General features: G+C 63.7%; 16 protein-coding genes. 11 read left to right on the top strand and 5 right to left on the bottom strand.

The genetic code is table 11. From position 1 onward, the window contains the following. Positions 1 to 60: 60 nt before the first annotated feature. From Q0D44_RS08985 to Q0D44_RS08995, 3 genes are read left to right on the top strand one after another with little or no spacing between them, the layout of a single operon-like run. Positions 61 to 1,284 carry an MFS transporter gene (locus Q0D44_RS08985; protein ID WP_294135518.1) on the top strand — a complete coding sequence of 408 codons (1,224 nt, stop codon included), beginning with the start codon at positions 61 to 63 and terminating at the stop codon, positions 1,282 to 1,284. After that, positions 1,277 to 1,990, top strand: a complete 714-nt coding sequence (locus tag Q0D44_RS08990; RefSeq protein WP_294135520.1) for an SDR family NAD(P)-dependent oxidoreductase — start codon at positions 1,277 to 1,279, stop codon at positions 1,988 to 1,990. Before Q0D44_RS08985 ends, Q0D44_RS08990 begins: the two co-directional genes overlap by 8 nt. A gap of 18 nt (positions 1,991 to 2,008) precedes the next feature. After that, a complete protein-coding gene (locus Q0D44_RS08995) occupies positions 2,009 to 2,308 on the top strand; it encodes an antibiotic biosynthesis monooxygenase (protein ID WP_294135522.1) in 300 nt (99 codons plus the stop codon). A 22-nt stretch (positions 2,309 to 2,330) separates the two neighbouring features. Here Q0D44_RS08995 and Q0D44_RS09000 read toward each other — a convergent pair whose 3' ends face one another. Next, positions 2,331 to 3,455, bottom strand: coding sequence for an FAD-dependent monooxygenase (locus Q0D44_RS09000; RefSeq protein WP_294135524.1), 1,125 nt, complete (start codon positions 3,453 to 3,455; stop codon positions 2,331 to 2,333). 234 nt (positions 3,456 to 3,689) lie between these two features. Between Q0D44_RS09000 and Q0D44_RS09005 the strand changes: the two genes are divergently transcribed. From Q0D44_RS09005 to Q0D44_RS09020, 4 genes are read left to right on the top strand one after another with little or no spacing between them, the layout of a single operon-like run. Then, complete coding sequence (locus Q0D44_RS09005) at positions 3,690 to 6,131, top strand: TonB-dependent receptor (RefSeq protein ID WP_294135525.1); 2,442 nt, start codon at positions 3,690 to 3,692, stop codon at positions 6,129 to 6,131. Positions 6,132 to 6,188: 57 nt separating this feature from the next. Continuing rightward, complete coding sequence (locus Q0D44_RS09010) at positions 6,189 to 7,577, top strand: sulfatase-like hydrolase/transferase (protein WP_294135526.1); 1,389 nt, start codon at positions 6,189 to 6,191, stop codon at positions 7,575 to 7,577. Positions 7,578 to 7,580: 3 nt separating this feature from the next. Then, complete coding sequence (locus tag Q0D44_RS09015) at positions 7,581 to 8,510, top strand: NAD-dependent epimerase/dehydratase family protein (protein ID WP_294135753.1); 930 nt, start codon at positions 7,581 to 7,583, stop codon at positions 8,508 to 8,510. A gap of 13 nt (positions 8,511 to 8,523) precedes the next feature. Then, positions 8,524 to 9,552, top strand: a complete 1,029-nt coding sequence (locus tag Q0D44_RS09020) for a LysR family transcriptional regulator (protein WP_294135529.1) — start codon at positions 8,524 to 8,526, stop codon at positions 9,550 to 9,552. An 85-nt stretch (positions 9,553 to 9,637) separates the two neighbouring features. Here Q0D44_RS09020 and Q0D44_RS09025 read toward each other — a convergent pair whose 3' ends face one another. After that, positions 9,638 to 10,078 carry a helix-turn-helix domain-containing protein gene (locus Q0D44_RS09025; protein ID WP_294135531.1) on the bottom strand — a complete coding sequence of 147 codons (441 nt, stop codon included), beginning with the start codon at positions 10,076 to 10,078 and terminating at the stop codon, positions 9,638 to 9,640. Between the two features lie 97 nt (positions 10,079 to 10,175). Here Q0D44_RS09025 and Q0D44_RS09030 point away from each other — a divergent pair, with 97 nt between their 5' ends. The 4 genes from Q0D44_RS09030 to Q0D44_RS09045 all read left to right on the top strand — a co-directional run bounded on the left by Q0D44_RS09030 (position 10,176) and on the right by Q0D44_RS09045 (position 14,042). Continuing rightward, entirely contained in the window at positions 10,176 to 10,985 is an 810-nt protein-coding gene (locus Q0D44_RS09030) for an SDR family oxidoreductase (RefSeq protein ID WP_294135533.1), read from the top strand. Beyond that, complete coding sequence (locus Q0D44_RS09035) at positions 10,982 to 12,571, top strand: NAD(P)/FAD-dependent oxidoreductase (protein ID WP_294135534.1); 1,590 nt, start codon at positions 10,982 to 10,984, stop codon at positions 12,569 to 12,571. The genes Q0D44_RS09030 and Q0D44_RS09035 overlap by 4 nt, the downstream gene beginning before the upstream one ends. Beyond that, on the top strand, positions 12,568 to 12,798 hold the full coding sequence (locus Q0D44_RS09040; RefSeq protein WP_294135536.1) for a hypothetical protein: 231 nt from the start codon (positions 12,568 to 12,570) through the stop codon (positions 12,796 to 12,798). Before Q0D44_RS09035 ends, Q0D44_RS09040 begins: the two co-directional genes overlap by 4 nt. A gap of 173 nt (positions 12,799 to 12,971) precedes the next feature. Beyond that, a complete protein-coding gene (locus Q0D44_RS09045; protein WP_294135538.1) occupies positions 12,972 to 14,042 on the top strand; it encodes a VOC family protein in 1,071 nt (356 codons plus the stop codon). Between the two features lie 347 nt (positions 14,043 to 14,389). On the opposite strand, the gene Q0D44_RS09050 is transcribed toward Q0D44_RS09045, so the two are convergent. The 3 genes from Q0D44_RS09050 to Q0D44_RS09060 are packed head-to-tail and all read right to left on the bottom strand — an operon-like array spanning position 14,390 to position 16,967. Continuing rightward, positions 14,390 to 14,797, bottom strand: coding sequence for a VOC family protein (locus tag Q0D44_RS09050; protein WP_294135540.1), 408 nt, complete (start codon positions 14,795 to 14,797; stop codon positions 14,390 to 14,392). Next, a complete protein-coding gene (locus tag Q0D44_RS09055) occupies positions 14,797 to 15,816 on the bottom strand; it encodes an aromatic ring-hydroxylating dioxygenase subunit alpha (protein ID WP_294135542.1) in 1,020 nt (339 codons plus the stop codon). The genes Q0D44_RS09050 and Q0D44_RS09055 overlap by 1 nt, the downstream gene beginning before the upstream one ends. Beyond that, positions 15,816 to 16,967, bottom strand: a complete 1,152-nt coding sequence (locus tag Q0D44_RS09060) for an alpha/beta hydrolase (RefSeq protein ID WP_294135544.1) — start codon at positions 16,965 to 16,967, stop codon at positions 15,816 to 15,818. The genes Q0D44_RS09055 and Q0D44_RS09060 overlap by 1 nt, the downstream gene beginning before the upstream one ends. Positions 16,968 to 16,977: the final 10 nt, after the last annotated feature.

Genomic DNA, 16,977 nt, shown 5'->3' on the forward strand with positions numbered 1-16,977 from the left:
TGCGTTTGATCCCGCCCGCCGCTCCGGCTCTGCTGGCAGGCAATGATTGAAGGAGTGGATATGAAGGGCAAGCCTGAGCCGATGAGTCGCGCGCCCGGCATGCTGACGGGCGTGGCGTTGTTGCTGCCCATCACCCTGTCCACCATGGCGATCGTGCTGCTCGCGCCGATCCTGCCGCAGCTGATGCAGGCGTTCGGTCATGTGCCGGGCGCGGCCTATTGGGTGCCGATGATCCTTACGATCCCGGCGCTGTGCGTCGCCTTCTTCTCGCCGATAGCGGGACTGCTGGGCGATCGGCTCGGCCATCGCCGCCTGCTGCTGGGATCGCTGCTGGTCTATGCAGTCGTCGGTGTCGCGCCGTTGTTCCTGCACAGCCTGCCCGCCATCCTGCTGTCGCGGGTCGGGGTGGGCCTTTCCGAAGCGCTGATCATGGTCCTGTCCACCGCGATGATCGCGGATCATTTCAGCGGCGCGGCGCGCGACCGCTGGCTGGCGGCGCAGACCGCCTTTGCCTCGCTGTCGGCCTTGCTCTTCTTCAACATAGGCGGGCAGTTGGGCGCGCTCGGCTGGCGGACGCCCTTCTGGGCCTATGGATCGGCGCTGCTGATGTTCCTGCTGGTGCTGATCTTCACCCGGCAACCGGCCAGGCACGCCACGCCATCGCCCGCCGACGCCGCGTCGTCAGCCCCGGTTGCCTTCCCCTGGTCCAATATGCTGATCATCCTGGCGATCACCGTCTATGGCTCCATCTTCTTCTACACGGTGCAGATTCAGGCGTCGTCGGGACTGGTGCAATTGCAGCTGACCGATCCGGCGCGGATCGGCTTCCTGACCTCGATCGCCAGCATTGGCGTGCCGCTCGGCACCTTTCTCTATTCGCGGATCGGGCGCTGGCCGGTGCGGATGCTCTTGCTGCTGGAATTTGCGATTCTGGCCATAGGCTTCTGCATCATGGGCTATGCCCGCACCCCTTCCATCTTCCTGATCGGCTGTTTCCTCAACCAGATCGGCGCGGGACTTTTGCTTCCCACCTTGCTGGTCTGGGCGATGAGCCTGCTGCGTTTCGAGATACGCGGGCGCGGCGTTGGCCTGTGGCAGAGCGCCTTTGCCTTCGGCCAATTCTTAAGCCCCCTGGTCGTGACTCTGCTGTCCGGGCTGGCACGCGGCCTGCTGCCTGCCTTCGTCCTGCTCTCGCTCGGCGCGCTGATCGGCGTCGGCATCGCGCTGCTGCTACCATTCGGGCGTGGCGGCCAGCCTGTCGCGGGGGTAGTGGCGCATGGCTGATCGCCTCACCGGCAAGGTCGCTATAGTCACTGGCGCGGCCAACGGCATAGGGCAGGGGTGCGCGCAGCTGTTCGCGGCAGAGGGCGCGACCGTCATCGGCGTGGATCGCGCCGGGGCGGACGAAGCCTGCAACCTGCTCGACGAAAGCGCCACCACCGCCCTGTTCGACCGGATCGGCGCGCAGCATGGCCATATCGACATCATCGTCAACGCCGCCGCCTTCGCCCATTTCGCCTGGATCGAGGCGATGACCTATGATGCGTGGAAGGCGACGCTGGCAGGCGAACTCGACATCGTGTTTCTCGCGACCCGCGCCGCCTGGCCCTGGCTGAAGGTCAGCGGGCGCGCCGCCATCATCAACTTCGCCTCGGCCAACGCCCGCCACGCGCTCCCCGGATCGCCCGCGCTGGCCCATTGCGCGGGCAAGGGCGGGGTGCTGGCGATGACGCGCCAGCTGGCGATGGAGGGCGCGCCGCACAATATTCGCGCCAACAGCATCGCCCCCGGTTTCATCCGCACCGCCGCGACACAGCGCCATCTCGCCGCCGACCCCGCGTTCGAGGCGCAGGTACTGGCCAAGAATATGATCCAGCGTCTGGGCGAACCGGCCGATATCGCCTATTGCGCCCTCTGGCTCGCCTCCGACGAAGCGCGCTACGTCACCGGTGCCGACATTGCCGTCGATGCCGGTGCAACCGCCTGGTAATACCAAAGGAGCCTAAGCATGATTTCCGAACTGGCGCGGATCGAAATCGACCCGCAGGACGCTACCGCGTTCGAGGCTGCCGTCGCCTCTGCCGCCCCGCATTTCCGCGCGGCACCCGGCTGCCACAGTTTCCGGCTGGACCGCTCGGTCGATCATCCGGGCCATTATCTGCTGGTCGTGGGCTGGGAGAGCGTCGAAGCGCATATGGTCGATTTCCGCGCCTCGCCCGAATTCCAGGCCTGGCGCGCGCTGGCCGGCCCCTTTTTCAAGACGCCGCCGCAGGTCGATCATGTCGAAACGGCGGTAGAGGGCTTTTAGGGCAAGGCCTAAAACCCCCCGATCAATAATCCCCCGCCAGCCGGTGCAGCCCCGCCCCCAGCGCGCTGCCGACCGCTTCGGGGGATTCACCGGCCAGCTGCATCTTGCCCACCGCAATACTGGTTTCCACCACATGGCGGCACCGGTCAAAGCGGCGCGCCTGATAGGCAGCGAGACCCACGGGGATCGCCTCCGCCCGGTCCAGTTCCTCGGCCAGCACCAGCGCGCTTTCCACCGCCATGCCCGCGCCCGACGCCATATGCGGCGTCGTCGCATGGACCGCGTCGCCCAGCAGCACGATATGCCCGTTAAACCATGGCCCCGGTTGCAGCGCCGCGGCGAGCGGGCGATAGTTGATCCAATCGTCGCGGGTCATGTTGTCGCGCACCCACCCGACATTGCCGCCGAAATCGGCCAGATTGGCGCGCAGTGCGTCGAACAGTTCGTCATCGGTGAAATGGCGTTCGCGCGACACATGCGGGGTCAGCATCCACAGATAGACCATGTCTGCAGCACAGCGGTTGATCCCCGCCGGATAGCGATGCCCCAGATAAATCTCGCCGCTTTCGAGCGTCGGCGGCCGCTTCATCGACACGCGCCAGCATCCCTGACCGGTGGGCTGCGCTTCGGCCATATGCGGGAAGGCCATGCGCCGCACGCAGGAATAGATGCTGTCGGCGCCTACCACCAGGTCGAACCGGTCCTGCGCGTCATCGGTAAAGGTCACGTCCACGCCATCGTCGCGGTTGACCAGCGCGCTGACCGACAGGCCAAGGCGGGTTTCCACCCCCAGCGCCTTGACCCGCGCCTGCATGATCCGGTGCAATTTGGGTCGCATGATCCCGCCAGTGGCCGGCAGGCCTTCCTCCAGCGCGGGTTCGTCCAATTGGCCAAGCCGCAGCCCGTCATAGCGAAAGATGGTCGATCCCGCCGCAATTGCCCCCTGTTCCTTGATCGCGTCGAGCAGGCCCAGGCGGCGATAGGCGCGCAGCGTCGGCCCGGTTATGGTGATGCCCGCGCCATAGACCCGCCATTGGGGGTCGATATCGATCAGCAAAACCTGCCCGCCCAGTTCGGCCAAGCGGATCGCCGCCGCCATGCCGCCAATGCCGCCGCCGACGATCAGGATGCGTTTGCCCGAAATCATGATGCAGGTCTCTCCCAGGGGTCTTTTCGTTCCCTTCCTGCTATCGGCGGCTTGGCGGGTGGCCAAATGCTTTGCCTCAATAGATGCTATCGGGGACTTGGATAGCAGGATGCACGCCCATCGTTTCGCCATCGTCCTTGCGCGCAGATAGGTGCCATGGACAATATCAATGTGACATTCCCCCCTGTCGATGACCAGAATTGACCAAAATCAAAACCATCCAGGGAGAGTCTTATGCGTTGCACCTTGTTCGCCACCACCGCCTTTATCGGATTGATGGCGGCCATGCCCGGCCAGGCCGTCGCCCAGAGCGCGGAGCAGGCCGCCTCCGGTCTCGACGAAATCGTCGTCACCGCCCAGCGCAAGTCCGAAAGCGCGCAAAAGGCCGCAATCGCGCTCGACGCGGTCGCCGGCAGCGACCTTGTCCAGCAAGGTATCACCCGCGCCGAGGACATTACCAAGACGGTCCCCGCCATCAGCATCGCCAATGGCGGCGGGTCGAACACGTCGATCTTCCTGCGCGGCGTCGGCAACGTCACCACCAGCAGCTATAATGATCCGGCCGTCACGCCCAGCTATGACGGCGTCGTGCTGGCGCGCGCGGCGGGCGCGTTCGGCGCGGCCTTTTACGATCTCGCCCGTGTCGAGGTGCTGAAGGGTCCGCAGGGCATCCTTTACGGTCGCAATGCCACGGGCGGCGCAGTCAACATCATCCCGGCGCGGCCCGAACTGGGCAAGAATGGCGGCGGCTTCAACCTGTCCTTTGGCAATTATGACGCGGTCAATGTCGATGGCTATGTGAACCTGGCGACCAGCGACAATAGCGCGCTTCGCGTCGCCGCGACGCGGCAGGTGCGCGATGGTCTCAACCGCGACGGCAGTGATGATCTCGACCGCAGCGGCCTGCGCGCGCAGTTCCTGATCGAACCGAGCGACACGGTCAATCTGCGCCTTGCCGCCGACTGGACGAAGGTGGGCGGCGTGGGGCCGGGCAACAGCTATCTCGGCGCGTTCACGCCGGGACCGGCTGGCTTTACCTTCACCCCCAGCCCGTTCGACGAATCCGAAGGTTTGGGTACAGCGGCAGCCAACGCCTATCGCCGGACGTTGCTGGGCGCGCCGGGCTTTGGCTTCCTTAATGGGATGAACCAGCAGCAGTCGGTTGATTTCACCTATTGGGGCGTCAATGCGGAACTGAACTGGAAAACCGATCTCGGCACCTTCACGCTGATCCCGGCCTATCGCAAGTCGAAGGGCGACAGCTTCTTCTATGGCCCGGCCTTCAACACCGCCTATACCAGGGAAACCGACACCCAGTTCAGCCTGGAAGCACGGCTGGCCGGCGCGGTCGGCATGGTCGATTATGTGCTGGGCGGCTTTTATTTCGACGAAACGATCAAGGCGAACAACGAATATAATCAGGAATTCGTCCTGCCGATCCAGTCCTACACCCACAAGACCAAGAGCTGGGCCGCCTTCGGGCAGTTGACCGCCAATGTCACCGATCGCTTCCGCCTGGTTGGTGGCGCGCGCTACACCCGTGACAAGAAGGCGATGGACGGCATCATCAACAATTTCATCACCTTCTGCGGTGGCCTGCCACCGGCCAACATTACCCCGCCCGCCTCCTTCGCCAATGGTTGCGCCGCGCCCAACGCGCTGCCGCGCTATCCCAATTTCCTGACCACCGGCGACACGGTCAACTGGCTGGCGACCAATGGCTGGATCGCGCCCGGCAGCACGGATCAGGCGAACCCGCAGGTATTTCCTCTGCTCAATGGCCGGGGGACAATCCTTAAAACCTACAACCCCGTGGTCGACAGCGGCACCTATTCGCGGGTGACGTGGAAGGCGTCGGCGGAATTTGATCTGGGTCCGCAAAACCTGCTCTACGCCACGGTCGAAACCGGTTATCGCGCCGGTGGCTTCCAGCTGGCCGAGGGCAAGTCGCACTATGACCCGGAATTCATCACCGCCTATACCATCGGGTCGAAGAACCGCTTTTTCGACAATCGGGTGCAGTTGAATGTGGAGGGGTTCTACTGGAAGTATAAGGACCAGCAGATCACCTATTTCACGGTCGATACCAGCGGCACGCTGATCAACTCCAGCGAAAATGCGGGCAAGGCGACGATCAAGGGTTTCGACGTGGACGCGACTGTCAAGGCGACGCCGACGACGACGCTGAACGCCAAGGTGCAATATCTCAAAGCCACCTATGACGATCTGCACCTCTTCACCGCATCGCCGCGCGACAATATCGCCTGCCCCTTCACCCTCACCGGCGGGACGGCAGGCGGCGCGCCGGTCAAGGATTTCAACTGTTCGGGCAACCCTTTGCTCTTCTCGCCCAAATGGACGGTCAATCTGGGCGCGGAACAAGTGGTGCCGCTTGGCGACACGCTGGAACTGGTCGGCAACATTGCCACCGCCTGGCGCGCCAGCCAGTGGGGCGCGTTTGAATATCTCGATTTCGAACGGATCCCGGCTTACTGGCAGACGGACCTGACCCTGACGCTGCGTGCGGCGGACAGCGGCTGGTCGATCGGCGGCTTCATCAACAATCTGGAAAATGAACGCCGCATCTCCTCGCCCCAGCGCTCGCCGATTGGCATGGCCGTCGCCCGCTTCACCGCGCCGCGCACCTATGGCCTGCGTTTGTCGGCGAATTTCTGAGCGCATAGATAAGGGGGCGGAGCGGGTCGCACCGCCCCCGACAGGAGAGGAGATATAATGCAGGTCGATCGACGCTCTTTCATGGGCGGTGCGGGTGCGCTGGGTGCGCTGGCCGTTACGGGCGAAGGGCAGGGGGCTGCGCCCAAGGCGGCACGGCCCAACATCATTTTCATCATGGCTGATGATCTGGGCTATGCTGATCTGTCCTGCACCCGGTCGCACCATATCAGGACGCCCGCGATCGACAGTATCGGCGCGCAGGGCATCATGCTGCGGCAGGGCTATGCCAACAGTGCCATCTGTTCGCCGACCCGCACGGCCTTGCTGACCGGCTGCTATCAATATCGCTTCCCGATCGGGGTGGAGGAGCCGCTGGGTCCGGGTGCGCCCGCGGGGATCGGGGTGCCGCTCGACCGGCCGACCATCGCATCGGTGCTGCGCGCGCAGGGCTATCGCACCAGGCTGGTGGGCAAATGGCATCTGGGCGAGCCGCCCAAACATAGCCCACTCCATCACGGCTATGACGAATTTTTCGGCATTATCGAGGGCGCGGCCGACTATTTCCGCCACCATATGGTAATGGGCGGCAAGGATGTCGGCATCGGTCTGGCGCAGGGCGATACGCCGATCGAACGCAACGGCTATCTGACCGACCTGTTCGGCGATGAAGCGGTCAAAACCATCGAAGCACCCGGTGACACGCCCTTCTTCCTCAGCCTCCATTTCAACGCGCCGCACTGGCCGTGGGAGGGGCGGGAGGATGCTGCGGTCGCGCCGACCCTTGGCGCATCCTTCCATTATAATGGCGGCAGCCTCGCCAAATATAAGGCAATGGTCGAGGCGATGGACCAGAATGTCGCCAAATTGCTGGCGGCGCTGGATCGCAGCGGCAAGGCCGACAACACGATCATCCTCTTCACCAGTGACAATGGCGGTGAGCGCTTTTCCGAAACCTGGCCCTTTACCGGGGTGAAGGGCGAACTGTTGGAAGGCGGTATCCGCGTACCGCTGCTGGCGCGCTGGCCGGGGCGGATAGCGCCCGGATCGACCAGTGACCAGGTGATGATCTCGATGGATTTCCTGCCGACCTTGCTCACGATGGCGGGCGGCACTGTCGGCAAAGCCGGGACGTTCGACGGCATGGATCTGTCCGCCCAGCTGACGGGCAAGGCCGCGCCGGTCGATCGCAGTCTCTACTGGCGGTTCAAGGCGAACGGACAGGCGGCGCTGCGGCAGGGCGACTGGAAATATCTCAAACTCGGCGGCAAGGAACATCTGTTCAACCTGGCCCAGGACGAACGCGAACGCGCCGATCTGGCCGCCGACGATCCTGCGCGGCTCAAGGCGATGCGGTTGCAATGGGACAGCTGGAACGCGCAGATGCTGTCCTATCCGCTCGGCAGCTATAGCGAAGATGTGCGGGACCATTATGCAGACAGGTATTGAGTGATGACCATCATCGTGACGGGCGCGGGCGGTTTTGTCGGGCGGCAACTGGTGCAACGGCTGCTGGCGGCGGGCCATGATGTCGTGGGCATGGACAGCAGGGCGGGCGGCATCCCCGCGGGCGCGCGCGCGGTCGCGGGCGACATCGCGTCGCCTGCCGTCCGCGCCGACGCCCTGCGCGACGGATGCAGCGCGATCGTCCATCTCGCGACCGTTCCGGGCGGCGCGGCGGAAGCCGATCCTGCCGCCTCCCGCCGGATCAATATCGACGCGATGTACGACCTGCTGGACGAAGCCAAGGCAGCGGGCAACCGCCCCCGCATCGTCTATGCCAGCTCGATCGCAGTATTCGGCGACCCGCTGCCAGCATCGGGCGTGGACGATCAGACCCCGCTTGCCCCGCGCATGATCTATGGCGGGCACAAGGCGATGATGGAGATCGCCGTCGCCATGATGCACCATCGTGGCGAGATAGAGGGGATCAGCGTCCGCCTGCCCGGCATCCTCGCCCGGCCCAAGGGACCGTCGGGCATGAAATCCGCTTTCATGAGCGACCTGTTCCACGCCCTGCGCGCCAATGAACCGTTCGTCTGCCCCGTATCGCAGGGCGCGACCATCTGGGCGCAGTCGGTCGCGCGCTGCGCCGACAATCTGCTCCACGCGCTGACGATGGACGCCGCGCTGATGCCCGCCACCCGCGTCGTGACCCTGCCCGCCCAGCGCATCGCCATGGACGCTCTCGCCACCGAAATCGCCCGCCAGTGCGGCGTCTCGACCGATCTTGTCAGCTATCGCCCGGACCCCGCGCTGGAGGCCGCATTCGGCGCCAATCCCCCGCTCGCCACGCCAGCCGCCGAGCGCGCGGGCTTTGCCCATGACGGCGACCCTGCTACACTGGTCGCCAATGCATTGTCGGTGATAGCGGCAGGCTGAGCGGGAGACGGACATGCGCTTCGACAGGCTGGACCTTAACCTGCTGGTGGCGCTCGACGCGCTGCTCAGCGAACGCAGCGTCAGCCTGGCGGCGGATCGCATCTGCCTGTCGCAATCGGCGACATCCTCTGCCTTGGGACGGCTGCGCGATTATTTCGCTGACGAACTGCTGGTGCAAAAGGGGCGTCAGATGGTGCTGACCGCCCGCGCCGAAGGACTGGTCGAGCCGGTCCGTGCGGTGCTGGAGCAAATCCGCTCGACCATCGCGGTCCCGCCGCCCTTCGACCCGGCAACCTGCGACCGCACCATCCGCCTGATGGCGTCGGACTATGTCACCGAAGTCTTGCTCACCACCGCCTTTACAGACCTGCACCAGCTGGCCCCCAACATGCGGTTCGAGATTCAGCCGCTCACCGAAGCGCTCACCGAAACGCTGGAACGCGGCTTTGTCGATATGCTCATCACCATCGACTATGCGATCTCGGCCGACCACCCCAGCCAGATATTGTTCGAGGATGACTATGTCGTCGTCGGCTGGAACGGCAATCCCGCCATGGCCGGGCCGATGACCAAGGAGCTGTATTTCGATCTGGGCCATGTCACCGCGCGTTTCGGACGCGGGCGTGTGTCGGCATTTGAGGACTGGTTCGTCCGCCGTCAGAAGCGCGCCCGCCGGATCGAGATCATCGCGCCCAGCTTCATGTCGCTGCCCGGCCTTGTCATCGGTTCCAACCGCATCGCCACCCTGCACCGGCGACTGGCCAGCAAGATGGCCGAATATTTGCCGTTGACTATAAGGGAGGCACCGCTTGAAATCCCGTCGATCCGCGAAATGATCCAGTGGCATATCAGCAGCAATAATGATCCCGCCATTCGCTGGATCGTTGAACGGCTGGGCACCGCCGCCAGAGCGCCAGTCGGCCCAATCGCGGATGCGCGTATCGTCTCGCTCGACGAAATTCGTCAGAAGGACGCATCGCATCAGGCTCTGTCGGCCCAGTTCCAGAGCGACACCGCCGCGGCGGGACGCAACGCGAGCTAAGCATCTATCCCCGTTCGTTTCGAGCGAAGTCGAGAAACGCAGCGCGCAGGTTTCTCGACTTCGCTCGAAACGAACGGATCATGCGTTAATCCTCCCCCGCGTCGAACGCTACCCGCGCCGCCTCGATCCGCGCGCCGCTGCCCTGCACCCAACCGAGCAACCGCCGCGCTTCCTCCACCAGCTCACCGCCCAGGTCCGTCAGCGCATAACCCACCTTGGGCGGCACATCGGCGCTGACTGAGCGCGCGACCAGCCCGTTGCGCTCCAGCAGCCGCAGCTTGAGCGTCAGCACCCGCTGCGAAATCCCGCCCTCCGCGCTTAGCCGGATCAATAGCCGCCGCAATTCGGCATGGCGAAACGGCGCGATTCCCAGCAGCAGCAGGATCAGCATCGACCAGCGATCCCCCAGCAGTCCGAATATGGTGCGAACGGGCGCGTCGCGCGCCGCCCCATGCTGCGCCATCTCGTCCGCCAGCGCGATCAGCCCGGCCCGGCAACCGGCATCGAAATCATCAAAATCCTGCATCGGCCCCACAAAATCGAAGGCACAAAAAAGTGCCGTCTTTTCCCCTCTGCCGCCCACCTTATGGTGCCGGACGACAAGAGCAAGAGAGGAGAGGGCGATGCAAACCGACGCGATCCGACTGGACGGCAACGTGGCGATCATCACTGGCGGCGCGGGCGGGATCGGCGCGGCCACTGCGCAACTGATGGCAGCGCGCGGCGCGCGCGTGGCCATCGCCGACCTCGCGTTCGAGGCAGCGCAGGCGCTGGCCGCGACCCTGCCCGACGCGCTGGCCATCGCACTCGACCTGGAAAGCGAAACCTCCACGCAAGCGATGATCGCCACCACCATGGCCCATTTCGGACGCCTCGACATTCTCCACAATAATGCCGCTTTGCTCGGCCCCGACATCGCGCAGCAGGATGGCAATGTCGAGCATATGGACACGGCTTTGTGGGACCGCACCTATGCCGTCAATGTGCGCGGCACCATGGTCGCCTGCCGCGCCGCGCTCCCTTATTTGCGCGCCACGCGCGGCAATATCGTCAACACCGTCAGCAATCTGGCGTTGCAGGGCCATATGATCCAGGCGGCCTATAGCTCGTCCAAGGCGGCGATCATCCAGTTGACCCGCTCGATCGCCGCCAGTCACGGACCCGACGGCATACGCTGCAACGCGGTCGCGCCCGGCATGACGATGACGCCCGCGCTGCGCGCTGCCTTTCCGCCAACCTTGCGCGAAGCCGTGGAAGCTGAAACCCTGCGCGACCAGCTCGGTGACCCTGACGACATTGCTCAGGTCGCCGCCTTCCTCGCCTCCGACGCCGCCCGCAACATCACCGGGCAATTGATCGTCGCCGATGGCGGCTGCGCGTCGCACGTTCCCGGCATCGCCCGGTTCCGCGCCTTCTTTGGAGAGCATCAATGAGCAAGTACGACATCGTCGTCATGGGCGCGGGCCATAATGGCCTGACCGCCGCCGCCTATATGGCCAAGGCGGGCAAGAAGGTTCTGGTCCTCGAACGCAAGCCCCATTTCGGCGGCGGCGTCTCCACCCGCGAACTCATCACGCCAGGCTATTGGCATGACGAACATAGCAATGTTCACATCATGATTCAGGGCAACCCGATGATCCGCGAGGATGAATTGGGTCTGATCGGCAAATTCGGCCTCGACTATATCTATCCCGAACTGCCCCATGTCAGCATCTGGGACGATGGCACCGTGATGCGCAGCTGGAAGGATCTCGACCGCACCTGTCAGGAAATCGCGCAGTACAGCCCGCGCGATGCCGACGCCTATCGCAAGTTTGTCGAGATCAGCCAAAGCGTGCTGCCGATGTTCATGGGCGGCCTTTACGCGCCGCCCTTCCCGATGGGTGCCTTCGTCGCGATGATGGACCAGTCGGACGAAGGGCGTTTCCTGCTCGATGTGATGCAACGCTCCGCGCTCGATGTGGTGAACCAATATTTTGAGAGCGACCGGCTCAAAATCCATATCGTCCGGCTCGTCACCGAAAACCTCCAGATGCCCGACGAACTGGGTACCGGCATGGGCGCGCTACTGATGCCCGGCATCATCCACACCTATGGCGTGTCGATGCCCAAGGGTGGTTCCGGCGAATTGAGCAAAGCGCTGGTCCGTGCGATCGAACATATGGGCGGCGAAGTGCGCTGCAATGCGGAGGTGAAGCGCGTCATCGTCTCGTCGGGCAAGGCGACAGGCCTGGAACTGACCGATGGCGAAACGATCATGGCGAAGGATGGCGTCATCGGCGCGATCCATCCCCATGTCCTGCGCCGCTTCGTAAGCGAAACCCCCGAACCGGTGCTGCAACGCGCCGAGCGGGTCACGCCCTCCACTTTCTCGATCAATCTGCTGCACATGGCCTTGAAGGAAAAGGCGAAGCTGCGCTGGGCCGAAGGGGAGGGCGGCGTGATGACCGAACTGCTCCAGACCCACACGATGCGCGACATGCTGCTCGATTACGACCATCTGCGCCGGGGCGTGGTGCCACCGCGCCGCCTGATCGCAGGCGGCGACAACACGTCCAACGACCCCAGCCGCGCGCCAGCGGGCGGCGGCATATTCTACGGCGTGACATTCGCGCCCTATGATCTGCATGATGGCGGCCCGGCGGCCTGGGACCGGGTGAAGGAGCAGGTCGCGCAGGAAAGCTTGGCGCAATATCGCCTGTTCTACAGCAATCTGGACGAGGACAATATCATCGGATCGCTGGTCCGTTCGCCCCTGGACCATGAACGCGACAGCCCGGCCAGCTTCGTCAAGGGCGACATCCATGGCTGCGCGCCTTTCATGTACCAGACGGTCGGCCATCGCCCCACGCCAGACCTTGGCCATTTCCGCGTGCCGGGGATTGAGAGCCTCTATCTCGTCGGCCCCTTCATGCATCCGGGCGGCGGCGTGTTCGGCGCGGGCCGCGCCACCGCGATCCAGATGATGGACGATATGGGCATTGATTATGACAAGGTCTGCGCAGGAGCCGTGCAATGACGAACCAGAAACAGCCGGTCATGAAAATCCTCGACGCGCAGGACAAGGAGTTGATGACGGTCCGCAAGATCGAGCGCGACGGCAATGCGCTGATCATCCGCGGCAAGATTTTCGGCGCGATGCCCATGGTCGCCAAACTCACCCCCGCCGAAGCGCGCGCGGCGCTCAAACTGCTGGACGCGCGCACCATCCTGTTCCTGCTGACAATGCTGTTCCGCCGGGGGTAGGAGCCATAATAGCCCCTCCCCGTCAGGGGAGGGGTTGGGGTGGGGGCCATCGACAAAAGCAGCGCGCGCAACATCCCCCACCTATCCGCCCCACCGATAGCAGCCTCCCATGAAATGCGTTTCCGCGCCGTCCCCCCCGCCGCCATGATGACGCCCAGGATGAGGAGTCATGCATGAGCATTTTGGGCGTTGAGAGCGCGATTTTCGGGGTCGCAGACTTGAGCGAACATACCCGTTTCTGGACCGATTTCGGCCTGCCGCTGGAACAGGCGGATGAGCATGAAACCATCTTCCGCCTCGCCTCCGGTTCGCGCGTCATCCTCTACCGCCATGGCGACGCGCGCCTGCCCTCGCCCGATCCTTTCCCCGGCGATGGCCTCAAGGAAACCGTCTGGGGCGTGGAAAGCCCCGACGCGCTGGATCGGATCGCCACCAGCCTCGCCACCGAAGTCGCGGTGCGTCGCGACGATGATGGCACCATCCATTGCACCTGCCCCGATGGCCAGCCCATCGCCCTGCGCGTCTGGGCCAAGCGCCCGGTGGTCAGCGAAGCCAGCCCGGTCAACACACCGGCCTCCTATCCGCGCTTCAACCAGCATCGCATCTGGCGGCGCAAAGCCATTCCCAAGACGATCAACCATGTCGTCTTTTTCTCGCCCGACTATGTCGGCAGCTTTGAATTTTACGAGCGCCACATGGGCTTCCGCTATGTCGATCATAGCAAGGGGACCGGCATTTTCGCCCGCGCGCCCGGCACGTTCGAACATCATGCGATCTTCTGGGTCAATTGCGACCTGCCGATCGCGCCCGACCATTTCAAATTCATGCACATCGCCTTTGGGTGCGACGATATCGATGAAGTGATGCTGGGCGCGAACATCATGGAGGCAAGGGGCTGGAAGAACCAGTCCATGAACAGCTCCGGCGGCATTTCGCGCCACCGCATTTCATCCGCCATCTATTATTATTGCGACATGCCGGGCAAGGCGGGGGAGGCGGAATATCACGCCGATACCGATTATCTCGACGACAACTGGGTGCCGCGCGCCTGGGATTTCCGCTTCGGCTCCCTGCTCTGGTCGAACAACGCGCCGCCTATCTTCCGCGGCGACAATATCCCCTGGGACATGGCATTCGACGCCGACCGCGCCAGCTTTGAACCCTATCGCAGGACCAGCCCCGGCAAGCGCCCGGTAGAGGGCAAGCTGGCCGACATCACCGAGGCGGACGAACACGCGATCTGAGGAAAGACCTTCTCCCCGGCGGGGAGAAGGATACGCAGCCTTACCCGCGCAGCGGGTTAGGCGAAGTTGGAAGAGGGGGATCGACGCTGGTTCCTGCAGCACGCCCATCCCTCATCCTGTCCTACACGCCCCGATTCTGCTAGGCTCGGCAATGGCTCCTTCCCATCGTCCGCTCACCATCCCCGACAGCGCATCGTGCCGCTGTCGTCCCTCCTGTCATGCCTGAATTCACATAGACGATATGGGCGAAGTTAGCGAAGTTTCGCGACACAAAATGTCTCTATGACGCACGATAATGTCGCATTTACCGGGAAATATGCGAAGTTAAGCGCCCGAAACCCTATTTTTCAGGCCGCCTCTTCCTCGACAAATTCGATCAGATTGCCTGCGCAATCGCGCAGGAAACATCCCTTGCCGAACGCCTCGCGCACGACAAAGGCGATGTCGGCCCCCTTGCCTCCCATCTCGACCAGAAACGCCTCCAGATCATCGACCCGAAAGGCGACATGCTTGTTGCCATGCGTCTTGATGTCCGACGGCGGATGCCGCCGTTCGTCGGGCAGCGGTGCAGCACCTTCCACCTCGAACAGCTCAAAACGCAACGCGCCCTTGCGCACCATCGCCGCATGGGATCGTGCGGCTTCGATGTAGAAGCGTTTTTCCACCGCAAATCCCAGCATCCGGCCATACCAGTCGATCGCCTCGTCCAGATTGGGAACACTCACCCCGCCATGGTGGAAGGTGAAATCCGCCATCAGTGGATCTCCCGCGCGATCATCGCCTCGATCAGGCGGCGCGCCCGTGTCCCGCCCTGGTCTATCCCCAGAGACAGGGGCTTTTCCGCCCAGAAGCCGCCGCTGCCGACATTGGCATAGGCCGCCTCGATCATCGGCTTGTCCTCCTGATCGAACGCCTCGCCAAACAGCGTCAGCAACGCTGCATCCACTTCCGCCGACTCCAGCGCATCATAGCGGGTGGAGGACCAGAAATAATGGGTCTGATGATCGTTGGCCGGGGTGAGGATATGCGCCTGCGGCACCTCAAAACCCGTCTCCCGCGCCGCGCCATGCGGGCAGACGCCGACCATCAGCCGCATGGAGGCGGGCGCATTCCAGCGCATCTCCAGCCAATGATCGACCAGCGCGCCATCAGGCACATGCCCCCGCGCGACCGAGGGTGGGGCGATGCCCGGCATCCACCAGTCCGAATGGAGCGTCGCCCCCTCCAGCCGCACCTTATGCTGCCCGGCAAAGATCACCCCCTGGCCCGCAAACGTCCCCTTGTGGACGAACTCGATATGGCTGAGGTCCATCAGATTGTCGGTGCCATATTCATAATGGGCCTGCATCAGCGTATAGCCGCGCACCGTCCGGCTGGTGGGCGTATCCGGCACGAAGGCGAAGTCGGGGATCAGGTTCTCATCCGCTTCTTCCCGCGCGCCGCCCCATAGCCACAGGATACCGTCCCGTTCGACCACGCAAAACGCCGGCACCTTCGCCCCAGCGGGAATGCGGTCGGCAAATGGATTATGAACACACTGGCCATCGGGCGCGAAGGCCAGCCCATGATAGCCGCACACCACCCGGTCGCCATCGCGCGACCCCATCGACAGCGGCGCAAACCGGTGGGGGCAGCGATCCAGCAAGGCCGCGACGCCCTCACTGGTGCGAAAGAAGAGGAGTCGCTGCCCCCTGATCTCACGGGTAAAACCGCGTTCGCCCAGATCGTCCGCCCAGCCCGCCATATACCAGCATCGCGCGGGATAATCCGCCATCACCCCATCTCCGCAAAGGTCTGCGCGCACCAGTCGGCGATATAGTCGCGCATCCCGGTACCATTGTCCGCGCCGCAATGTTCGACCTCGAAATCGGCCTTGGTGAACATCCGCAAAGTTCGCTTGGGGCTGTTGATCGCCTGATCATAACTCAGCTGCGCATTGAACGCCGGGATCTGCCGGTCATTTTCGCCATGGGTGATCAGGAAGGGCACCCTGATCTTCTCGATCTGCCCGTCCAACGTGATCTGGTCGGCATAGGTCAGGAAATCGGCCTGATTGTCGATGCCGAATACCCACATCACATGATCCCAATAATGCGGCACCGGGTTCTCGCCCTCATTGGCGACCCGCTCGCGCTGGCGCTGGCCCCAGACATGGTTCGCGCCCATGACGGCGCACAGCGCATAGCGCGGATCATTGGCAGCGATGCGCGGCGCATGATAGCCGCCGAAGGACAGGCCGAAAATCCCGATCCTGTCGTGAATCACGTCGGGCCGGGTCAGCAGATAGTCGAAGGCGGGCGATCCCCAGCGCTCGGCATCGAACACCGCCGTCAACCCCCGCTTGCGCAGCGCCTCGCCAGTTCCGGGCTGATCCACGAACAGCGTATTGATCCCCCGCTCCAGATTCGCGGCACCATGGCCCGCCATATTGACCTGCTCCTTCATGGAATCCAGCCCGTTGACGGATACCAAAGTCGGACGCGGCGTGCCGGATCCGTCATGGACGAAGATCGCGGTATAGGCGCTGCCTTCATAGGGTATCTCGACAAAATCGACATGCAGCCCGCGCAGTGTCACGCCCTTGGCATAGAGGTCCAGCCCCCGGTCATAGGCGGCCCAGCGCGGCGCATAGTCGCGGCTCTGCATCCGTTCCGCCGCCAGATAATAGCCCGACGCGCGCAGATATTTGCTTCCCGCCGACAGGGTAAAGCCCGCCGCCTCGTCGGCCGCCGCATTGGCCGCGACCTGATCGGCTACCTTTATCCAACTGTCGAACATCAGCGCGCTGCCCGCATCCGCGCCTGCCTTGGCCGCTTCCATGATAGGCCGGTTCGCCTCGTCAATCTCGCCATGATTGCCGCCGCACACCAGCGCCAGATTGGTGGCGAGATTCCAGACATAATTTCCGGGGAATGGCTCGAACATGCAAATCCTC

The sequence above is a fragment of the Sphingobium sp. genome, assembly GCA_023266575.1.
Taxonomy (GTDB): Bacteria; Pseudomonadota; Alphaproteobacteria; order Sphingomonadales; family Sphingomonadaceae; genus Sphingobium.

Coding starts and splice junctions, on each gene's coding strand:
- Q0D44_RS09005 (WP_294135525.1), top strand. CDS start 3,690: ATGCGTTGCACCTTGTTCGCCACCACCGCCTTTATCGGATTGATGGCG.
- Q0D44_RS09035 (WP_294135534.1), top strand. CDS start 10,982: ATGAGCAAGTACGACATCGTCGTCATGGGCGCGGGCCATAATGGCCTG.
- Q0D44_RS09040 (WP_294135536.1), top strand. CDS start 12,568: ATGACGAACCAGAAACAGCCGGTCATGAAAATCCTCGACGCGCAGGAC.
- Q0D44_RS09055 (WP_294135542.1), bottom strand. CDS start 15,816: ATGGCGGATTATCCCGCGCGATGCTGGTATATGGCGGGCTGGGCGGAC.
- Q0D44_RS08985 (WP_294135518.1), top strand. CDS start 61: ATGAAGGGCAAGCCTGAGCCGATGAGTCGCGCGCCCGGCATGCTGACG.
- Q0D44_RS09020 (WP_294135529.1), top strand. CDS start 8,524: ATGCGCTTCGACAGGCTGGACCTTAACCTGCTGGTGGCGCTCGACGCG.
- Q0D44_RS09025 (WP_294135531.1), bottom strand. CDS start 10,078: ATGCAGGATTTTGATGATTTCGATGCCGGTTGCCGGGCCGGGCTGATC.
- Q0D44_RS09015 (WP_294135753.1), top strand. CDS start 7,581: ATGACCATCATCGTGACGGGCGCGGGCGGTTTTGTCGGGCGGCAACTG.
- Q0D44_RS09000 (WP_294135524.1), bottom strand. CDS start 3,455: ATGATTTCGGGCAAACGCATCCTGATCGTCGGCGGCGGCATTGGCGGC.
- Q0D44_RS09030 (WP_294135533.1), top strand. CDS start 10,176: ATGCAAACCGACGCGATCCGACTGGACGGCAACGTGGCGATCATCACT.
- Q0D44_RS09050 (WP_294135540.1), bottom strand. CDS start 14,797: ATGGCGGATTTCACCTTCCACCATGGCGGGGTGAGTGTTCCCAATCTG.
- Q0D44_RS09060 (WP_294135544.1), bottom strand. CDS start 16,967: ATGTTCGAGCCATTCCCCGGAAATTATGTCTGGAATCTCGCCACCAAT.
- Q0D44_RS08995 (WP_294135522.1), top strand. CDS start 2,009: ATGATTTCCGAACTGGCGCGGATCGAAATCGACCCGCAGGACGCTACC.
- Q0D44_RS08990 (WP_294135520.1), top strand. CDS start 1,277: ATGGCTGATCGCCTCACCGGCAAGGTCGCTATAGTCACTGGCGCGGCC.
- Q0D44_RS09045 (WP_294135538.1), top strand. CDS start 12,972: ATGAGCATTTTGGGCGTTGAGAGCGCGATTTTCGGGGTCGCAGACTTG.
- Q0D44_RS09010 (WP_294135526.1), top strand. CDS start 6,189: ATGCAGGTCGATCGACGCTCTTTCATGGGCGGTGCGGGTGCGCTGGGT.